This is a genomic window from Streptomyces katrae, from assembly GCF_000717655.1.
GTDB lineage: Bacteria > Actinomycetota > Actinomycetes > Streptomycetales > Streptomycetaceae > Streptomyces > Streptomyces katrae_B.
Genome location: NZ_JNZY01000068.1, coordinates 1 through 18015, shown reverse-complemented (window position 1 = coordinate 18015; position 18015 = coordinate 1). Strand labels below are relative to the sequence as shown.

The window sequence follows — 18015 nt, the reverse complement described above, 5'->3', positions numbered from 1 at the left end:
ACTCGGCGAATCGGCCCGGGGAGCCGTCTACCTCCAGGGCGTCAACGAGGAGACCCACGGCATCGCCGACTCCCTCATCAGCGTCCTCGCACACCGCTCGCACGACATCCTCACCGACCTGCTCTCCCGCCGCGCGGCCGCGGCCGAAACCGGGAGGCCGTGATGACCGACGACGTGATGACGAACGACGTGATGACCACCGACAAAGGAAGCCTGCTGGTCATCGGCAGCGGGCTGAAGGTGTACCGGGAGTACCTGGTCGCGCCGATCCGCCGCCGGGCCCGTGCGGCCGGCCTGGACATGGTGCTGCTCAACAACCTCAACCCCACCTGGCAGCACGAGTACTTCGACGAGATCATCGTCGCCAACGTCTTCGACTCCGAGGCGATGGGCGCGGCGGCGCGCGAAGTCGCCGCCCGCCGCCGCATCGTCGGCCTGATGTGCTGGGACGAGCCGCTGGTCCTGGACGCAGGGCTCCTCGCCGCCGAGTTCGGTGTGCCGGGGCTGTCCGTACCCGGCGTACGCGGCTGCCGGGACAAGCAGCTCACCCGGGCCGAACTCACCGCGGCGGGCCTCTGCCAGCCGGAGTTCGAGCTGACCACCACCGTGGAACAGGCCAGGGCGGCCGCCGCGCGGATCGGCTATCCCGTCGTGATCAAGCCGCGTGCGATGGGCGCCAGCATCGGCGTCGTGTTCGCGGCCGACGAGAGCGAGCTGGACGCCGCGTTCCGGATCGCCCTGTCCGCGAGCGAGGTCGACCCGGGCCCGTACCGGGCGAGCGCCATCGTCGAGGGGTACGCGCCCGGGCCGGAGATCAGCATCGACGGCGCCGTGCACAAGGGCGAGTACCTGCCGATGTTCGTGGCCCGCAAACACAGCAGCGACCAGCCGTACTTCGAGGAGGTCGGGCACCTCGTCGACGCGGCCGACCCGCTGATGGCGGACCCCGAGCTGATGCGCACCCTCGCCCGGGCGCACCAGGTGCTCGGCATCGAGGACGGCATCACGCACAGCGAGGTCCGGCTGACCGGCCGCGGGCCGCTGATCATCGAGATCAACGGCCGGCTCGGCGGGGACCTGATCCCCTTCCTCGGCAGGACCGCCACCGGCCTCGAGCCCGGCGAGGTGCTGTTCGACGTGGCCACCGGGCAGCGGCCGGACACCCGGCCGACCCGGCGGGCCGTCGCCGGCATCCGGTTCGGCTACCCGGAGCGGGACTGCCTGCTGCGGTCGGTCGCCGTACCGGCCGAGGCTCCGGGCCTGGTCGCCGCCGCGCCGATGGCCGAGCCGGGCACCACGCTGCGGCTGCCCCCGGGCGGCTACCTGGCACGCCACTCCTTCGTGGTGTGCGAGGCCGACGACAACCGGACCTGCCTGGAGCGGCTGGACGCGGCGGCCGCGCTCGTCGCACTGGATGCGGAGCCGATCGGCCCGCCGGATCCGGACGCGCCGTTCGAGATGCCGGCCGGCCTGCTGGACGTGGACGCATGACCGGCACACACCACCACCTGAGGGGGGAACGCATGAGCACGACCCGGAACCCGGACACCGAAGCACCCACGACCGCGGCAGAGATCCTGGAGCGGGCCAAGGCACTGGCTCCGCGGCTGCGGGAACGGTCGGCGGAGATCGAGCAGGCCCGGCAACTCCCGGCGGACGTCGTGGACATGCTGCGCAGCACCGGAGTGTTCCGGATGTGCTTCGGGCCCGAGTGGGGCGGCCCCGAGCTGACGTCGATGCAACAGGCCGAGGTCGTGGAGACACTGGCCTACGGGGACGCCTCGGCCGGCTGGTGCGCGGCGATCGGCGCGATGACCGGGGCGATCAGCAACTTCCTGGACCCCACCGTGGTCAAGGAGGTGTTCCCGAGCCTGGACATGATCACTGCCGGGCTGATCGCGCCGGCCGGACACGCCGAGCGGGTTCCGGGCGGCTTCCGGCTGACCGGCCGGTGGTCGTTCGGCAGCGGGATCACCCATGCCGACTGGGTGACCTCCGGGGCGTTCATCTACCAGGACGGCAAGCCCTGGGCGAGTCCGGACGGCAGCAACGCGCACGCGTCGCGCCAGTTCCTGGTGCCGGCCCACGAGGTCGGGGTCGTAGGGAACTGGGACACCACCGGCCTGTGCGGCAGCGGGAGCAGCGACTACACGATCACCGACGTGTTCGTGCCCGAGGAACACACCTACACCTTCTACAAGGTACGGGGCCGCACGGACACCCCCATCGCCCAGCCCGACTCTTTCATGCGCAGCCTGTGCGCGGTGCCGCTCGGGGTGGCCAGGGCCGCCCTGGACCATGCCCGGGAGACCGTGCTCACCCGGGTGGACAAGATGACCGGCACGCCGTGGGCGGACACCTTCCGCGTGCAGGTCACCCTGGCCGAGTGCGAGGCGGAGTTCAACGCCGCCCGCAGCGGCGTCCACAGCAGCTCGCAGCGGCACTGGGACGTACTGGCCGGCGGTGGCACGCTGGACGATCTCACCGCCACCGAGCGGGCCGCTTCCTCGCTCGCCTGGGTGCACGCCTTCCGTACCTCGCGGGCGATCGTGAACCGGCTCTACGACCTGCTCCAGGCGTGGTCGATCAACCGGTCCTCTCCGATGGACCGCTGGATGCGCGACACCGCGACCATGTGCCAGCACGTCGCTGCCTCGGACCTGATCCTCGAATCCGGCGGCGCCTACCTGCTGGGCCGGCCGCCCAAGTTCCGGATGAGCCTCGGCATCGTCAAGTAGGGCCAAGTGAAAGGCGATCACATGAGCATGACCCGGAACCCGGGGGCCGAGGTGCCTGCCACCGCGGCGGAACTCCTCACCCGTGCGAAGGAGCTGGCGCCGCTGCTGCGGGAGCGGTCGGCGGAGATCGAAGAGGCGCGGCGGCTGCCGGCGGACGTGGTGGACATGCTGCGCGACGCCGGGGTGTTCCGGATGGCCTTCGGCCGCGAGCTGGGCGGCCTGGCGCTGACCACGATGGAGCAGACGGAGGTCGTCGAGACGCTGGCGCACGGGGACGCCTCCGCGGCCTGGTGCGCCGTGATGGGCGCGAGCAGCGGCATCTTCAGCGCCTTCCTCGACGAGAGAGTGGCCAAGGAGGTCTTCCCGACCCCGGACACGATCACGGCCGGGCTGCTGCAGCCGACGGGCCGCGCCGAGCGGGTCCCCGGCGGTTTCCGGCTCTCGGGCCGCTGGCCGTTCGGCAGCGGCATCACCCACTGCGACTGGGTGACCTCGGGTGCGTTCGTCTACCAGGACGGCGAGCCGTACGCGAGTCCGGACGGCAGCAACCCGCACGAGTCGCGGCAGTTCCTGGTGCCCCGGGCCCAGGTGGAGGTCATCGACAACTGGCACACCATGGGCATGCGCGGCACCGGCAGCTGCGACTACACCATGGACGGTGTCTTCGTACCCGAGGAGCACACCTACAGCTTCGGCAAGGTACGCGGCCGGCCCGGCCCGCTCGCCCAGCCGGACGCGTTCACGCGCAGCATGTGCGGCGTGGCGCTCGGGGTGGCCCGGGCCGCCCTGGACCATGCGCGCGAGATGGCCCGGACCCGGGTCGACCGGATGACCGGGGTCGCGTGGAAGGACCACTTCCGGGCCCAGGTCACGCTCGCCGAGTGCGAGGCGGACTACCTCGCCACCCGGGCCGGGGTGTACGGGAGCCAGCGGCGCCAGTGGGAGGTGCTGGCCGCCGGGGGCACCCCGGACGACCTCACTCCCGAGGAGCGCGCCGCGTCGCCGCTCGCCTGGGTACACGCCTTCCGCACCTCCAGGTCGATCGTCAGCCGGCTCTTCGACCTGCTCCAGACCTGGTCGATCCACCAGTCGTCGCCGATGGACCGCTGGATGCGCGACACCACCACCATGTGCCAGCACGCCACCGCCCAGGACCGCATTCTCCAGTCGGCCGGCGCCCATCTGCTGGGAGGAAAACCCGAGTTCGGGATCTGCCTCGGCATCGTCAGATAACGCAATCAGCCTGCGTGCAGGCCAGGGGGGAGAAAGTCCGATGGGCCGAGGCCTGGTGCTTTTGGTCAATCCCAACAAGGTGCACCCACCGATCGCGCCCTATGCGCTCGATGTGCTCACGACCTCGTTGGAGGCCGCCGACTTCGAGGTCGAGGTGGTGGACCTCACGTTCCACCGGGAGGACTGGAAGTCCTGCCTCTCCGAATACTTCGGAGCGCGCAGTCCGGTTCTCGTCGGTGTCACCATCCGCAACACCGACACCGTCTACGCCTTCGAGCAGCGCCCCTTCATCGGGGAGCACAAGGAGATCATCACCGAGATCAAGCGCCTCACGGACGCGCCCATCGTCGGCGGCGGCATCGGCTTCTCCTCCATGCCCTTCGCGCTGGTCGACTACTTCGGCATCGACTTCGGCGTCAAGGGCCCCGGCGAGCAGATCATCTGCGATCTCGCCGACGCGCTGGTCACCGGGCGGGACACGCGCACGGTGTCCGGTCTGCTGTGCAACACGGCGGAGGGGGTCGTGCGGGTACCGCCGCCGGCGCTCTCCCTGAAGCCCCGGCGCGCCGTGGCACCGCCGTCCGCCGGGCAGTTCGAGGACCGGGTGTGGCAGGTGGACCAGGCCGGAACGTACCTGCGGCGCTCGGGCTCGCCGCACAAGGTGGACAACCTGCTCTATTACCAGCGCGGCGGGCTGGCCGGCATCCTCACCAAGAACGGCTGCACCTACCGCTGTTCGCACTGCGTCGAACCCGATGCGAAGGGCATCCGGTTCGGCCGGCGGGACGTCGCCGCCGTGGTCGACGAGATGCAGTCCCTCGCCGCGCAGGGAATCCTCGACCAGCACACCACCGACAGCGAGTTCAACCTGTCCATATCGCACGCGAAGCAGCTGCTGCGCGAGATCGTCCGCCGCAGACACGCAGACTCCGGCAATCCGCTGAACGACTTGCGGCTGTGGGTCTACTGCCAGCCTTCGCCGTTCGACGAAGAGTTCGCCGAGTTGCTCGCCGCCGCGGGCTGCCGCGGGGTGAACGTCGGCTCCGACCACGTACGGGCGGACATGCTGCGCGGCTGGAAGGTCACCGGGAAGGGCACCACGTACTACTCCTTCGCCGACACCGAGAAACTGGTCCGGCTCTGCCACGCCAACGGCATGCTGACCATGGTCGAGGCGCTGTTCGGAATGCCGGGCGAGACGCCGCAGACGATGCGCGAATGCGTCGAGGCGTTCATGGCACTCGACGCCACCGTGACCGGGTTCTCGCTGGGGCTGCGGCTCTTCCCCCACACACCGCTCGGCATCGCGATGGCCGAGCAGTGCGACGGGGTGCGGACGGTGCCCGGACTGCAGTCGAACACGGCCACCGGGCCGATCGTGCTGAAGCCGCTGGCCCGGTGCTCGGGCCCGGTCGAGTACGAGCGGCAGTTCATGTTCGACGAGTCGGGCAACTTCCGGCTCGTCTGCTACTTCTCGCCGGATCTCCTCGAGGACGCCGGAACGGTCGATGACCCCTCCGGACGGTGGAGCCGGTCCGTGGAACGGCTCTGGGAGCTCGTCGACCCCGCCGACCACCACCGGGTCATGCTGCCGACGCTGGCGGGCATGAGCGAGCACGACAACAACTACGCGGACAATCCCTTCCTGACGAGTCTCAGCGGACTCGGATACACCGGAGCATTCTGGGCGCATTGGCGAGAGCGGGAGGCAATTCTCCGGCAGGCGCAAGAGGTAGGAATGGCAGAGTCCGCAGAAAACTGACATGGCCGGATGTGAATGTCGTTGCCGACATGGTGATCGCGCCGCGCGGATATCCCCCCGACCGTTGCGGTAAGACTGGCCCGTGCACCATTCTGGTGGCGGCCGGTAGGCCTGGGCCGCCGTAAAAGATCGATTCGGGGGGAAGGTAGAAATGCATCAGACGGCAAACATCAAGGGGCTGCTCTGGCCGCTCTCGTCACAGGGTGAGGCGCAAAGGGAGTTCACGGGCCGACGGCCCGACGGTGATCTCGCGGTGGTCGCCAGACCCCTCGCCGCCGTCACCGTCGTGCTCGCCGACGCGCAGCCCGCGATACGCCACGGAGTCCGTTCCGTCCTGGAACGGTCCGGTGGGATATCCGTCGTCGGCGAGGCCGCCACGGCGGACGAGGTGATCGCGGAGACCTCCCGCTGCCGGCCCCACGTCCTCGTGATCGACCCGCTCATGGACGAACGGGCCGGTATGCGGGTGATATCCGAAGTGCTGAGATTATGGCCCGAAACGGGCATCCTCGTCTTCAGCTCGGTCGACGACGACCGGGTCGTCACCGCGGCGCTCCAGGCCGGTGCGCGCGGCTATCTGTTCAAGCGGGCCGACGCGGACCAGATCCTGCGCGGTATCCAGGCCGTCGCGGCCGGGGAGGGGATCGTCGACAAGTCGATCGCCAACCGGCTCGGAGCGCTGCTGTGCCCGTCGTCGACCGGGCAGTATTACTACCCCTTCCCGCAGTTGACCAACCGGGAGCGGGACGTTCTGGAACGTATCGCGGCGGGCAAGTCGAATGCCGCCATTGCCCGTGAGCTCGTGCTCGCATCGAAGACCATCAGCAACCGCGTCTCCACGATATTCGGAAAACTCGGCGTGGCCGACCGGTCCCAGGCCATCGTGCTGGCCCGCGACGCAGGTCTGGGGCACGGCTGATCCGCCGATATCGCCCCGTGGGGGAGCGTGCGGCAGATTCCCTTTCGACAAGGGAACAATTCCCCTGTCGAAAGGGAGCCGCCTTCTCCTAGCCTGCTCGGTGTCACCCGCCCGCCCCAATGCCGCAATGCCGGAATACCGCAATGGAAAGACGTCGATCGGAGCGGAACGTTGACCGACCGGGAACGACCCGACGTGGAGATCCGCACCGCGGAGCCCGAGCACCTGCTCCGGGAACACGGCCTGGACCTCAAGCTGCTGTACCCCTGGCCGGGACTGGAAGCGCCGTTCCGCGGGGCGTGGTGCGTCCTGCGCCCCGGCGACGTGTCGGAGGCGCACGCGCACCGCGAAAGCGAGATGTTCATCGCCATGGCCGGACGCGCCGCCGTGGTCTGCAACGGCCGCCGCTGGGAGCTCGCGGCGGGGGACATCGCGCTCATGAAGGGCGGCGCCGAGCACCACGTCGTCAACGAGCACGACACGGACTTCTCCTACTACGCGATCTGGTGGGGCCGGAGCATGTCGGCCGAGTTCCTCGCCGGCCGGCCCGCGCAGAACACGGAAGCGGACACGGCCACGTGATCGACTACGACGGCCGCAGGTTCCGCAAACCGCACGGCGACGTCCGCACCGTCGCCGTCTACCACCAGCAGGGCGACCTGGTCTGGGGCGAGGTCGTGGGCGGCGAGGTCCGGCGCGGGTGGACCGTCGGCACCTGCACGCCGGACGGCACCCTGTCCATGGGCTACACCCTCGTGTTCGCGACCGGCGAGGTGGTCTGCGGGCGCACCGTCAACACACCCGAGGTGGCCGAGGACGGCCGCCTGCGGCTGCGCGAGGTCTGGGAGCGCTACGGCCCGCACGCCGCGACGGGAATCTCCTACATCGAAGAGGTGCAGTGAACGGCGCATCCGAGGCGGACTGGCAGCGGCTGGAGAAGACGGTCGCGGGCCGCGTGCTGCGACCCGGCGACGCCGGTTTCCGCGAGTCCAGCACCCCGTTCAACACCCGCTACGCCGCGACCACGCCGAACGGCGTCGTGACCGCGGCGAACCACGGCGACGTACGGCAGGCCGTCGAGTGGGCCCGTGACACGGGCGTCGGGCTCGTCGCCCGCAGCGGCGGCCACAGCTACGCGGGCCACTCCGTCAACACCGGCCTCGTCCTCGACCTCAGCGCGCTGAACACCGTCGTCGCCGACGGCTCCACCGGGCTCGTCACGGCCGCCGGCGGCGCCCGCATGGCCGACGTCTACGCGGCGATCCAGCCCCACGGGATGGCTTTCGCGCTGGGCAACGGAGCCTCGGTCGGCATCGCCGGCCTCACGCTCGGCGGCGGCTCCTCCTCCACCTCGCGCAAGCTCGGACTCACCGCGGACGCGCTCGTCCGGACCACCCTCATGACCGCCGGGGGCGAGGTGCTGACCTGCGACGCCCAGGAGAACCCGGACCTTTACTGGGCCTGCCGCGGCGGCGGAGGCGGGAACTTCGGCATCAACCTGTCCTTCACCTTCCAGGCAACCGCGGTGCCGGACGTCTCCACCTGCCTGCTCCTGTGGGACGGGGCCCACGCCCCCGAGGTCTTCGCGGCGGTGCAGCAGGCCACCCGGCACGCACCGGACGAGTTCTCGCTCCGCCTCGGCGTCGCCGCCGCCGACGGCGACCCCGTGGTCTCGGCCGTCGGACTCCACCTCGGACCCGCGAGCGAGCTGCGGGAGCTGCTCGCCCCGGTCCTCGCGACGACCCGGCCCGTGCGCGAGGACATCGCCGACCGCACGTTCTGGGAGGCCAAGGACTACCTGCTGCACGAGACCTCCGCCGGGGCGTTCGCCGTACGGACGAACTTCGCCGCAGAGCCGCTGCCCCCCGAGGCCGTGGCCGCCGTCATGTCCCGGCTCGCCCGCCGGCCGGGCAGCGGCAACCCGGACGGCTGCGGCCTCGCCCTGTACACCTGGGGCGGAGCGATCAACCGGGTGGCCCCGGCCGACACCGCGTTCGTCCACCGCGACGCACGGTTCCTGGTCAGCATGGACACCTCCTGGACCGGAGAGGACGGTCCGGACACCGTGGAGGCGAACCTGCACTGGCTGGCCGGCCTGCAGGAGGAGGTCGCGCCGTACGTGGGCCGGGGCGCGTACCAGAACTTCATCGACCCGGACCTGCCGGACTGGCGCACCGCGTACTACGGCGCCAACTATCCGCGCCTCGTGGAGATCAAGAAGCGGGTGGACCCGGACGGCTTCTTCACGTTCGGGCAGGGCATCGGATCGTGACGGACCCTGCCGGCCCCGCCGGTAGCCGGGCGCCCCCTGCGCATCTTCTGCACCGGCATGGGTAGGCGGCTGCCATGAGCGAGGAGACCCGCACGCTGCTCCTCGGCGGCGGGACGCACGGAGCCGTCACCCGGTGCCGGGACTTCACGCGCCACGCGCTGACCGAGTGGCGCTGGATCACCGACGAGCCCACCGGAGGACCGGGCGCGCAGCGCCCGTACGGCCCGGACCGGCAGGAGGCCGCCGAGGACGTCCTGCTGCTGGTCTCCGAGCTGGTGAGCAACGCGTGCATCCACGGCGGCGGCCCCCGCGCGCTGGTGCTGCGCCGCAACGCCGCGCGGCTGCGGATCGAGGTCGGCGACGGGAGCCCCGAGCACCCCCGTCGCCTGCGCAGGACCGGTTCCGCCCTGCCGGGCGGGCACGGCCTGCTCGTCCTGGACCGGCTCGCCCGGAGCTGGGGCTGGGAGCCCTACGCCGACGGGCGGACCGGCAAGACGGTGTGGGCGGAAGTCCCGGCGCCGCTCACGGCCCCGGTGCCTCGTCCTCCAGCAGGCCCGCCCGCAGAGCGGTCAGCGTCCGGTTGAGCAGCCGCGAGACGTGCATTTGCGACAGCCCCAGCCGCTCGCCGATCTCCGACTGCGTCAGCCCGTGGCCGAAGCGCAGCGACAGCAGGGTGCGCTCCCGCGCCGGAAGCTCCGCCAGCATCGGCTTGAGCGACTCCAGACACTCGATCGTGTCGTACGCCGCCTCCTCCTCGCCGAGCGAGGGCCGGTCGGCGTACGCGTTCCGGTCGCCGTCTTCCTGTGCCGGTGCGTCCAGGGAGCGCGCCGAGTACGCGTGCGCCGCCTTCTGCCCCTCCACCAGCTCCTCGGGCGTGACGTGCAGCCGCCCCGCCAGCTCGGCCTCCGTGGGCTCGCGGCCGAGATCCTGCTCCAGCGCGTCGTGCGCCTTGGCGGCGTCGATCCGCAGCTCCTGAAGCCGGCGGGGCACCTTGACGGCCCAGCTCGTATCGCGGAAGAACCGTTTGATCTCGCCGATGATGGTCGGCATCGCGAAGGTGGTGAATTCCACCCCGCGCTCCGGGTCGAACCGGTTGATGGCCTTGATCAGGCCGATCGTGCCGACCTGGACGATGTCCTCCATCGGCTCGCTGCGGCCGCGGAACCGGCGGGCGGCGAACTTCACCAGGCTGAGGTTGAGCTCGACCAGGGTGTTGCGTACGTAGGAATACTCGGCACTGCCCTCGTCGAGGGCCCGCAGCCGGTGGAACAGCGACCCCGACAGCGTCCGGGCCTCACCGGTGCTGACACTCAGCGTGTCCTGCGGAATGCTTTCGGTGATGTCTGCGTACGGCATCTCTCGGCTCCTCCGACGGGTGGTCGTGACGCAGTGGGCTGCGGCACGGCCGTCTCGCGAGCTGTCCTGGGGGATATACCCCCGTCCGGGTGACATGAAGCGGTGCATTGTGAAGCCGCAGCTCAGGGCCCTGCCTGCGGGGAGCGCAGGGCCTGGCGCACCGACCAGAAGACCGAGACCAGGGGCACCGCGACCACCGCGCCCAGCACGCCCGCGGCGATGGCCCCCGCCACCACCGACAGGGCCACGACCAGCGGGTGCAGCCGCACCGCCCAGCTCATCAGCATCGGGTGCAGCACGTGCCCCTCGATCTGCCCGATGATCACGATCAGGCAGACCACCAGGGCCGCGACCAGCGGCCCCTTGGCGGCCAGCGCGACCACCACGGCCACCGCGAGGGCCACCGGCGAGCCGATCAGCGGGACGAACGCCGCGAAGAACTCCAGCAGCGCGAGCGGCACAGCCAGCGGGACGCCCAGCGCGAACAGCGCGACCCCCACCAGGATCGCGTTGGTCGCGGCGACGAGCACGATGCCGTGCGTGTACCCGGTGAACGTCCGCCACGCGGCCCGGCCGGCGACCGAGATGCGCTGCTGCGCGCCGTGCGGGAACTGCGAGCACAGCCAGCGCCACTGCCTGTCACCCGAGTAGATGAAGAAGACCGAGCAGAACACCGACAGGGCCACCACGGTCAGGGCCTGCACCAGCCGCCCGGCGCCGGTCACGGCCGTGCTGAGCAGGGTCGCGCGATGGCTGGAGAGGTACTGGCCGATCCGGTCCCGCAGGCCGCCCAGCGCATGCGGGCTCAGCCGCAGGGGCGGCCGCTCCAGCAGCGGCTCGAGCCGGTCCAGCCCCTCCCGGAACTCCGCCACCAGCGAGTTCCACTCCGCCGCCACCGTCTCGCCGACGAACGCGAGCGCCCCCAGCGCGAGCAGGATGCTGCCGATGAGCGAGCAGGCCACCGCCAGGGAGCGGGGGATCCAACGGGCCAGCAGATCGGTCACCGGGCGCAGCAGCGCGGTGGCGACCAGGCCGAGGAAGACGGCCACGCCGATCTCGTGGAACCGTCCCAGCACGATGAACACCGTGTACACGACGGCGCCCACCACCAGCAGCCGCCAGGAGTAGTCCGCGGCCGTCCGCAGCAGGGGCGACACCGAGGACACGTACGGCTTGCCGGCGGGCCTCCCGCCCGGGCGGCGGCCGCGGGCGCGGGCGCGGCGGGCGGCCACCCGGCCGCGCGGGCCCTCCGTACGAGACCCCTCCGTACCCGCCCCGGCCGGGCGGGACTCCGGCCGCCCTGCGGATCGCCTGGTCATGTACCGCCTCTGCCGGTGGCCCGATGGGTGCATTTTCCTGTGAACTGCCACGCTGGATCCGGTACCCCACGCACCCGGAGCCAGATTCGCCCGAAGGAACCGCCGAATGCCCGACCCGCCGGGCGGGGGCCGCCTCTCCTGCTTGAGGCGCTTCCCGCGGGGCAGGAGCAGGGCGCGCGGGACCGCGGACGGAGGGGCGCCGGCCGTGCCGGGGGACCTTGGGAACGCGAGGAGGTGAACCTGGTGGGCATCGCCCTTCCGACGGCGTCACAGGCGTCGAGGAGCCCGAAGAGAGCAGGAGTCCGGCGCGACATGATCACGGTCGGGGTTGAGGAAGAGTACGTCCTGCTGGATCCCGTCACCCATCTGCCCGTGGCGCGGGCGGAGGAGGTGCGGGCCGCGGCGGGTCTCGTGTCATGGGTGGGCGAGGGCGAGGTGCAGAACGAGCTCCTCCAGGCCCAGGTCGAGGTCGCCACACCGGTCTGTACGGACCTGGACGAGGTCGCGGGCCACCTGCTGCGGCTGCGGCACGCGCTCGGTTCCGCCGCCGAGGAGTACGGCTGCCGTCTCGCCAGCTCCGCAGCGGCGCCGCTGCGCGACGCGGTGCCGGTCCCGGTCACCCAGAAGCCGCGGTACCTCAAGATGCGGGACGAGGCCTGCCGGCTGGTCGACGAGCAGCTGATCAACGGCATGCACGTGCACGTGGCGGTGCCCGACCGGGAGATGGGCGTGGCGGCCCTGAACCGGCTGCGCGTCTGGCTTCCGACGCTGCTGGCCATGTCGTCGAACTCGCCGCTGTGGGACGGGTGCGACACCGGATTCGCGAGCTGGCGCACGATCGTCTTCGGCCGCTGGCCGGTCAGCGGCCCGACACCGTTCTTCCGTACGCTCGCCGACTACGAGCAGCGCGTCGACGCGCTGCTGGAGGCAGGGCTGATCGCAGACCGGGGCCAGCTCTACTGGCAGGCCAGGCTGTCCGAGCGCTACCCCACCCTGGAGGTGCGGTGCCTGGACGTGCAGCTTGACGCGAGCGACGCGGTGCTGCTCGCCGGGATCGCCCGTGCGCTGGTCAGCACCGCGATCGCCGAGGAGAAGGCCGGAATCGCACCCCCCGAGTGCTCGCACGAGCTGCTCCAGGCGGCCATGTGGCATGCGGCCCGGCACGGCTTGGAGAGCACCCTCATGGACCCGAAGGGCCACCGGCTGCGCAGCGCCGGCGACGTGCTGTCGCTGCTGATGCAGTACATCACCCCCGCCCTGGAGGAGGCCGGGGACCAGCGGGAGGTGGGCTCCCTGCTGCACCGCCTCCTGCGCCGGGGCACCCCCGCGGACCGGCAGCGCCGGGCGCTCGCGGAGGGGGGCATGACGGCCCTCGCCGACCTGATCACCGGGCAGGGCGCCGTGACAGGGGGCTGACCCATGCCGGGCGGCCCCTCGCCGACGTGCGGCGCAGCCGCCCGGACGCGAGGATGGGCGGGACGAAGGACGGAGCGTGAACGGTGGAGATTTCTACGAGGGAGGTCTTCGGCGCCCCGTGCTGGGTCAGCCTGATGGCCCGCGATCTCCAGGGGAGCCAGCAGTTCTACGGCGCGGTCCTCGGCTGGAAGTTCCGGCCCGCGCGGCTCGGCGAGGAGTGGACGGTCGCCGAGCTGGACGGCCTGCCGGTCGCCGGCATCGGGACGCTGACCGCGGACCTGGCGGTCGCCGTGGCGTGGACCCCGTACTTCGCGGTCGACGACGCCGACGTGACCGCGGACCGCATCCGCGAGCGCAGCGGCACCGTCGCGGTCGGTCCGGTCTCCTTCCCCTCGGGCGGCCGCGGCGCGCTGGTCGCCGACCGGGACGGCGCGGTCTTCGGCATCTGGGCCGGCGGGGTCTCGGCCGACTGGCGCGTGGGCCGCGGCCCGGCGCCCGCCTGGCTGGAGCTGCGGACGAGGGACGCCTTCGAGGCGGCGATCTTCTACGGCGAGGTGCTGGAGTGGGCCACCGGCCGTGCCGGATGCTGCGAGGTCTCCTACGAGAACGACCAGGTCGTCCTGCGGCAGGCGGGCGAGCCCGTCGCCCGCCTGGACGGCGGGATCAGCGAGGCCGCGACGCACGCACCGGAGACCAGGCCCCGCTGGCACGTCTACTTCCGCGTCCCGGACCTCGACGAGGCCATCGAGGCGGCCACCGCGGCCGGCGGGACCACCCTGTCGACGGTCGTCTCGAGCACCACCGACCGCTGGGTCACCCTGCGCGACCCCGAAGGGGCGATGTTCACCGTCACGGCCGCCCGTGAGGAGTCCGGGACACCCTGAGCACGGGCGGCCCAGTAGATCGGGCGAGTCGTGCGGTGCGTCAGACCTGGGCGGCTCCGCCGTCCACGAACAGCTCGATGCCGGTGATGTAGCTGCTCTCCTCCGAGGCGAGGAACAGCGCCGCCGCGGCCACTTCCTCCGGGCGGCCGGTCCGGCCCAGCGGCACCCCGGACGTCACCTCCTCCAGGATGGCGGCGGGCGCCCGGCCCAGAGCGGGAGTGTCGATCGGACCGGGGCTGAGCGCGTTCACCCGGATCCCGCGCCCCGCGAGTTCCAGCGCCAGGCTGCGCGCCATCGACCGTACGGCCGCCTTCGTGGCGCCGTAGATGCCGAACCGGGTGGACCCCGCCGAGCCCGCGGTCGAGCCGACCAGGATGACCGAACCGCGCTCCCCGAACAGCGGCAGCGCCCGCTGCACGGTGAAGAAGGGCGCGCGGAAGTTAAGGTCCGAGACGGTGTCGAACTGCTCCTCCGTGAACTCGGCGACGCCGCCCGCCTTCCCGCCGCCCGCGTTCGCCACCAGGACGTCGATCGCCCGGCCTTCGGCCGCGACCGCCGCGAACAGCCGGTCGAGATCCGCCGCCTTGGTGACGTCCCCCGGCACGCCTACGGCTCCCCTCCCCAACTCCTCCACGGCCGCAGCGAGTTCGGCCTCGCGACGCCCGGAGACGAACACCCGGGCACCCTCCCGTACGAACCGGTGCGCCGTCGCCAGTCCGATGCCGGCCGACCCGCCCGTGATCACCGCGACCTTGCCGTCGAGCTGTCCCATGAGCGCAGAGAGTCCGGCAGCCGCCCGGGGAAGTCAAGGGCCGCGCACGCCCCGCCCGTGGGCCGGACTGCGTCCGCCCGCACAGCCCTGTGGGCCCAATGGCCCACCGCGCTCGCGGGGCGCGGGCGGGCGGTGTCCGCTGGCAGGGTGAACCAGGTGTTCCCCCTGCCCGGCCGCCGACGGTGGACGGAACTGCCCCCGGCCGCGGGCGCCGCCGTCATGGCCGCCGGCATCCTCTCCGTCGGCCTGCACCTGATCGGGGCCGACGCGCTGTCCCTGGCCGCGCTGGTCCTCGCCGCGGCGCTGTGGCTCGTACTCGCCGCCGACTTCACCGCCCGGCTCGTGGGCGAGCAGGGCCGCTTCCGGGCCGAGGCGGACACCCCGGCCGCCCTGACGGCCGTGGCCGCCACGACCGTGCTCGGCTGCCGTTTCTCCCTGCTGGGGTGGCAGGGCCTCGCCGCCGCCCTGCTGATGCTGGCCGCGGCGCTGTGGCCCTGGCTGCTGCTCGCCGTCGTACGGCACTGGGAACACCGGATGCCCGGGGCCGCGTTCCTCGTCTGCGTGGCCACCCAGGGGCTCGCCGTCCTGTCGGCGATCCTCGCCGCCGCCGTCCACCGCGACTGGCTCGCCTGGGCGGCGCTGGCCGCCTTCTGCCTCGGCCTGCTGCTGTACGCGGTGGCCCTCTTCCACTTCGACTTGCGCGAGGTGGTGCGGGGCGCGGGCGACCACTGGGTGGCCGGCGGCGCACTGGCCATCTCGGCCCTGGCGGGATCGAAGCTCACGGCCTCACCCGTATGGACCGGTCCGGCGCACACGGCGCTGCGTACGGCCACGCTGGTGACGCTCGCCCTGTCCCTCTGCTGGTACGTGCTCCTGCTGGCCGCCGAACTGCGCCAGTGGCGGCCGCATTACGACATCCGGCGCTGGGCGACCGTCTTCCCCCTCGGGATGACGGCCACCGCCTGCCTCTCGGCGGCCGGCCCCACCGGGGTGGGATGGCTGCAGCCGCTGGGCGAGGTCCTGCTCTGGATCGCCGTGGGCGCATGGCTGCTGACCTTCGCCGCCCTGGTGGCCACCCACTCCGGCACCCGGCAGCAGCGCTAACGGCCCTCGGGGCCCGCCCGCTCGGCGGCCGTCACCGCGCCCGCCGCCGCGATCGACAGGAGCAGCGCCACCGCCAGCGACAGGGCCCAGTGGGATCCGTGGTGGAGCGTCAGCAGCCCGCCCGCCAAGGCCCCGCAGAGCAGCACCGCCACCGACACGAGCCGTCGTACGGCGGTCCGGTCCCATGGTTCGGAGGCCAGGCCCGTCAGCGTCCGGGCGACGACGGTGGTGGTCAGGTCGGGCACCGCCAGCCTCAGCACCACGGCGTTCTGCAGGCCCATGCCGAGCGCGAGCAGCCCCACGACCGGCAGCGGCCCGGACCCGCCCGCCGTCAGCGCGAGCGCCGCGGCCATCAGTACGGCCTGCACCGCCACCAGCGGCGCGAACACCCGCACCGGCTCCCGGCCGCGGCGCAGCAGACCGACGGCCGTCGCACCGGCCAGGAAGGCGGCGAGGGCCAGCAGGGAGGCGGTGGCCGACAGTTCGCGCTCCCCGGCGAGCGCGAACCCGAGGAAGGCCACGTTGCCGGTCATGTTGGCGACGAAGACGTGGTCGAGCCCGAGGAAGGTCACCGCGTCGACCACCCCGCTCACGAAGGTCAGCCCGACCAGGAGCGTCGGCAGCACCCCGTGCGGCCCGCTCCCGCCCTCCGGCCCCGGCGGGAAGAGCAGCGCGGCCAGCGGCCGCAGGAACCCGCGCCGGGCGGCGGCCCTCACTGCGGCGGACCCCCCGGCTCCGGACCGGCGGCGGTACGCGCCAGGAGCGCGAGCTGCAGCCGGTTCGCGGCGTCCAGCTCGGCCAGCATCCGGCCGATCCGGTCCTTCACCACCTCCTCGGCCAGCTGCAGCCGCTCGCCGATCTCGCGGTTCGTCAACCCCTCGGCGACCAGGCCCAGCACCTCGGCCTCCCGCGCCGACAGGACCTCCAGCCGCTCCCGCGCCTGCCGGCACTGCGCCGCGGCGGGGGTGCGCAGGGCGTCCAGGACGTGCCGCAGCACCTGCGGGGACAGCGCGGCATCGCCCTCCTGCACCGCGCGCAGGGCGGCGAGCACTTCCTCACGCGGGGCGCCTCTGGGAAGGAAGGTGTCAGCGCCCAGCGCCAGGGCCCGCTCCACGTCCGCGTCCAGCCCGAAGCCCGTCGTGACGACGATGTGCACGGCGGCACCCGAACCGGGTGAGCGCAGCGCCGCCGTTGCCTCCGGCCCGCTCATCCGCGGCATGTGGATGTCCAGCAGCAGGATGTCCGGCAGATGCGTCCGTACGGCCTCGACGGCCTCGTGCCCGTCGGCGGCCTCGGCCACCACGTGGAATTCACCGGTCGATTCCACGGACGTCCGCAGCCCCCTGCGGACCACGGGCTCGTCGTCGGCGACGACCACCCGCCCCACGTGGCCGAATTCCATGCGAACCCCGTTCGGAAAGGGACTTCCGGCAGAAACCGTACCCGCCGCAGGAGCGGCATCGACCGAACGACCCGGGTCGAAGACACCCCCTTGCCGCGTGGCGACTGTCAGGGGCCGTCAGTAGGGTCGCCTCATGGCATACACGTTCCAGGTGACCATCGATTCCGCCGACCCGCACGCGCTCGCCGACTGGTGGGCCGACGCCCTCGGCTGGGAAGTGGAGCCGATCGACGAAGGGTTCATCCGCAAGATGGTCGCCGAAGGCCAGGCCACCGAGGACGACACCACCACCCACCGCGGAGCCCTCGTCTGGAAGGTCGGCGCAGGCATCCGCCACCCCGACGGGACCGAGCGCGCACCCCGCGTCCTCTTCCAGCTCGTCCCCGAGCCGAAGACGGTCAAGAACCGCGTCCACCTGGACGTCCGCACCGGCTCCGACAACCCGCAGGAGGTCGTGGAGCGCCTGATCGCCAAGGGCGCCCGGCACCTGCACGAGGGTCGTCAGGGCCCCTACACCTGGACCACACTCGCCGATCCGGAAGGCAATGAGCTCTGCGTCTCGCACTAGGGGGTGTCGTCAACGTCCCGCCTGGCCGGCGGGGTCTGGCACGCGTGCTCGCCGCGTTGTCGTCGGTCGACGACGCGAGCGTCGCCTCTCTCCTCCGCCTTGCGATCACACGCACCAGACCCCGCCGGCCCCGCCCTCACGGGCGGACGACGCTACTTTGACGACACCCCCTAGCTTGATCTTTAACCTGTGCGGCGTGGGCGAGGGGGCATCGACTTCTTCGTTTTCGGTTTCGTGGTGCCGGGTTTGCGGACTGTGTGCACGTCGTGT

Annotated in this window: 18 protein-coding genes; 13 read left to right on the top strand and 5 right to left on the bottom strand. The window is 72.0% G+C overall.

The features are described 5' to 3' along the window. Positions 1-162 precede the first annotated feature (162 nt). From IF09_RS0138215 to IF09_RS0138175, 9 genes are all read left to right on the top strand, one after another. Positions 163-1491, top strand: a complete 1329-nt coding sequence (locus IF09_RS0138215; protein ID WP_234321323.1) for an ATP-grasp domain-containing protein — start codon at positions 163-165, stop codon at positions 1489-1491. Between the two features lie 32 nt (positions 1492-1523). After that, positions 1524-2738, top strand: a complete 1215-nt coding sequence (locus tag IF09_RS0138210; RefSeq protein WP_030303962.1) for an acyl-CoA dehydrogenase family protein — start codon at positions 1524-1526, stop codon at positions 2736-2738. A 21-nt stretch (positions 2739-2759) separates the two neighbouring features. After that, positions 2760-3971 carry an acyl-CoA dehydrogenase family protein gene (locus IF09_RS0138205; RefSeq protein WP_030303960.1) on the top strand — a complete coding sequence of 404 codons (1212 nt, stop codon included), beginning with the start codon at positions 2760-2762 and terminating at the stop codon, positions 3969-3971. A gap of 40 nt (positions 3972-4011) precedes the next feature. Then, the gene (gene tsrT, locus IF09_RS0138200) at positions 4012-5733 is read left to right on the top strand and encodes a tryptophan 2-C-methyltransferase (protein WP_030303959.1); all 1722 of its coding nucleotides are present in this window, start codon (positions 4012-4014) and stop codon (positions 5731-5733) included. A 151-nt stretch (positions 5734-5884) separates the two neighbouring features. Continuing rightward, on the top strand, positions 5885-6652 hold the full coding sequence (locus tag IF09_RS0138195; protein WP_078613719.1) for a response regulator transcription factor: 768 nt from the start codon (positions 5885-5887) through the stop codon (positions 6650-6652). Between the two features lie 195 nt (positions 6653-6847). After that, positions 6848-7234, top strand: a complete 387-nt coding sequence (locus IF09_RS0138190; protein WP_037637141.1) for a cupin domain-containing protein — start codon at positions 6848-6850, stop codon at positions 7232-7234. Next, the gene (locus IF09_RS0138185; protein WP_030303951.1) at positions 7231-7554 is read left to right on the top strand and encodes a hypothetical protein; all 324 of its coding nucleotides are present in this window, start codon (positions 7231-7233) and stop codon (positions 7552-7554) included. Before IF09_RS0138190 ends, IF09_RS0138185 begins: the two co-directional genes overlap by 4 nt. After that, complete coding sequence (locus IF09_RS0138180; RefSeq protein ID WP_030303950.1) at positions 7551-8924, top strand: FAD-binding oxidoreductase; 1374 nt, start codon at positions 7551-7553, stop codon at positions 8922-8924. Before IF09_RS0138185 ends, IF09_RS0138180 begins: the two co-directional genes overlap by 4 nt. A gap of 74 nt (positions 8925-8998) precedes the next feature. Continuing rightward, on the top strand, positions 8999-9508 hold the full coding sequence (locus IF09_RS0138175) for an ATP-binding protein (protein WP_030303948.1): 510 nt from the start codon (positions 8999-9001) through the stop codon (positions 9506-9508). Here IF09_RS0138175 and IF09_RS0138170 read toward each other — a convergent pair. Together IF09_RS0138170 and IF09_RS0138165 are read right to left on the bottom strand one after the other, a co-directional pair. Then, complete coding sequence (locus tag IF09_RS0138170; protein WP_051833613.1) at positions 9447-10280, bottom strand: RNA polymerase sigma factor SigF; 834 nt, start codon at positions 10278-10280, stop codon at positions 9447-9449. The two genes, IF09_RS0138175 and IF09_RS0138170, sit on opposite strands and share 62 nt — an antisense overlap. Before the next feature lie 122 nt (positions 10281-10402). Continuing rightward, complete coding sequence (locus IF09_RS0138165; protein WP_078613718.1) at positions 10403-11599, bottom strand: AI-2E family transporter; 1197 nt, start codon at positions 11597-11599, stop codon at positions 10403-10405. Positions 11600-11911: 312 nt separating this feature from the next. Here IF09_RS0138165 and IF09_RS0138160 point away from each other — a divergent pair, with 312 nt between their 5' ends. Both IF09_RS0138160 and IF09_RS0138155 read left to right on the top strand, forming a co-directional pair. Further along, a complete protein-coding gene (locus IF09_RS0138160; RefSeq protein ID WP_030303943.1) occupies positions 11912-13015 on the top strand; it encodes a carboxylate-amine ligase in 1104 nt (367 codons plus the stop codon). 134 nt (positions 13016-13149) lie between these two features. Further along, on the top strand, positions 13150-13899 hold the full coding sequence (locus tag IF09_RS0138155; protein WP_037637137.1) for a VOC family protein: 750 nt from the start codon (positions 13150-13152) through the stop codon (positions 13897-13899). Positions 13900-13939: 40 nt separating this feature from the next. Here IF09_RS0138155 and IF09_RS0138150 read toward each other — a convergent pair whose 3' ends face one another. Continuing rightward, complete coding sequence (locus tag IF09_RS0138150) at positions 13940-14671, bottom strand: SDR family NAD(P)-dependent oxidoreductase (RefSeq protein ID WP_030303938.1); 732 nt, start codon at positions 14669-14671, stop codon at positions 13940-13942. Positions 14672-14818: 147 nt separating this feature from the next. On the opposite strand from IF09_RS0138150, the gene IF09_RS0138145 reads away from it, so the two are divergent. Continuing rightward, entirely contained in the window at positions 14819-15775 is a 957-nt protein-coding gene (locus IF09_RS0138145) for a tellurite resistance/C4-dicarboxylate transporter family protein (RefSeq protein WP_030303936.1), read from the top strand. On the opposite strand, the gene IF09_RS0138140 is transcribed toward IF09_RS0138145, so the two are convergent. Next, positions 15772-16491, bottom strand: a complete 720-nt coding sequence (locus tag IF09_RS0138140) for a YoaK family protein (RefSeq protein ID WP_234321322.1) — start codon at positions 16489-16491, stop codon at positions 15772-15774. The two genes, IF09_RS0138145 and IF09_RS0138140, sit on opposite strands and share 4 nt — an antisense overlap. Then, on the bottom strand, positions 16488-17177 hold the full coding sequence (locus tag IF09_RS0138135; RefSeq protein ID WP_051833611.1) for a response regulator transcription factor: 690 nt from the start codon (positions 17175-17177) through the stop codon (positions 16488-16490). The genes IF09_RS0138140 and IF09_RS0138135 overlap by 4 nt, the downstream gene beginning before the upstream one ends. A gap of 133 nt (positions 17178-17310) precedes the next feature. Between IF09_RS0138135 and IF09_RS0138130 the strand changes: the two genes are divergently transcribed. Next, the gene (locus tag IF09_RS0138130; RefSeq protein ID WP_030303929.1) at positions 17311-17745 is read left to right on the top strand and encodes a VOC family protein; all 435 of its coding nucleotides are present in this window, start codon (positions 17311-17313) and stop codon (positions 17743-17745) included. Positions 17746-18015: the final 270 nt, after the last annotated feature.

What these genes read in the sequence shown, in the direction of transcription:
- IF09_RS0138215 (WP_234321323.1), top strand. Translation starts at nt 163, where the DNA reads ATGACCGACGACGTGATGACGAACGACGTGATGACCACCGACAAAGGA.
- IF09_RS0138210 (WP_030303962.1), top strand. Translation starts at nt 1,524, where the DNA reads ATGAGCACGACCCGGAACCCGGACACCGAAGCACCCACGACCGCGGCA.
- IF09_RS0138205 (WP_030303960.1), top strand. Translation starts at nt 2,760, where the DNA reads ATGAGCATGACCCGGAACCCGGGGGCCGAGGTGCCTGCCACCGCGGCG.
- tsrT (WP_030303959.1), top strand. Translation starts at nt 4,012, where the DNA reads ATGGGCCGAGGCCTGGTGCTTTTGGTCAATCCCAACAAGGTGCACCCA.
- IF09_RS0138195 (WP_078613719.1), top strand. Translation starts at nt 5,885, where the DNA reads ATGCATCAGACGGCAAACATCAAGGGGCTGCTCTGGCCGCTCTCGTCA.
- IF09_RS0138175 (WP_030303948.1), top strand. Translation starts at nt 8,999, where the DNA reads ATGAGCGAGGAGACCCGCACGCTGCTCCTCGGCGGCGGGACGCACGGA.
- IF09_RS0138170 (WP_051833613.1), bottom strand. Translation starts at nt 10,280, where the DNA reads ATGCCGTACGCAGACATCACCGAAAGCATTCCGCAGGACACGCTGAGT.
- IF09_RS0138165 (WP_078613718.1), bottom strand. Translation starts at nt 11,599, where the DNA reads ATGACCAGGCGATCCGCAGGGCGGCCGGAGTCCCGCCCGGCCGGGGCG.
- IF09_RS0138160 (WP_030303943.1), top strand. Translation starts at nt 11,912, where the DNA reads ATGATCACGGTCGGGGTTGAGGAAGAGTACGTCCTGCTGGATCCCGTC.
- IF09_RS0138155 (WP_037637137.1), top strand. Translation starts at nt 13,150, where the DNA reads ATGGCCCGCGATCTCCAGGGGAGCCAGCAGTTCTACGGCGCGGTCCTC.
- IF09_RS0138150 (WP_030303938.1), bottom strand. Translation starts at nt 14,671, where the DNA reads ATGGGACAGCTCGACGGCAAGGTCGCGGTGATCACGGGCGGGTCGGCC.
- IF09_RS0138135 (WP_051833611.1), bottom strand. Translation starts at nt 17,177, where the DNA reads ATGGAATTCGGCCACGTGGGGCGGGTGGTCGTCGCCGACGACGAGCCC.
- IF09_RS0138130 (WP_030303929.1), top strand. Translation starts at nt 17,311, where the DNA reads ATGGCATACACGTTCCAGGTGACCATCGATTCCGCCGACCCGCACGCG.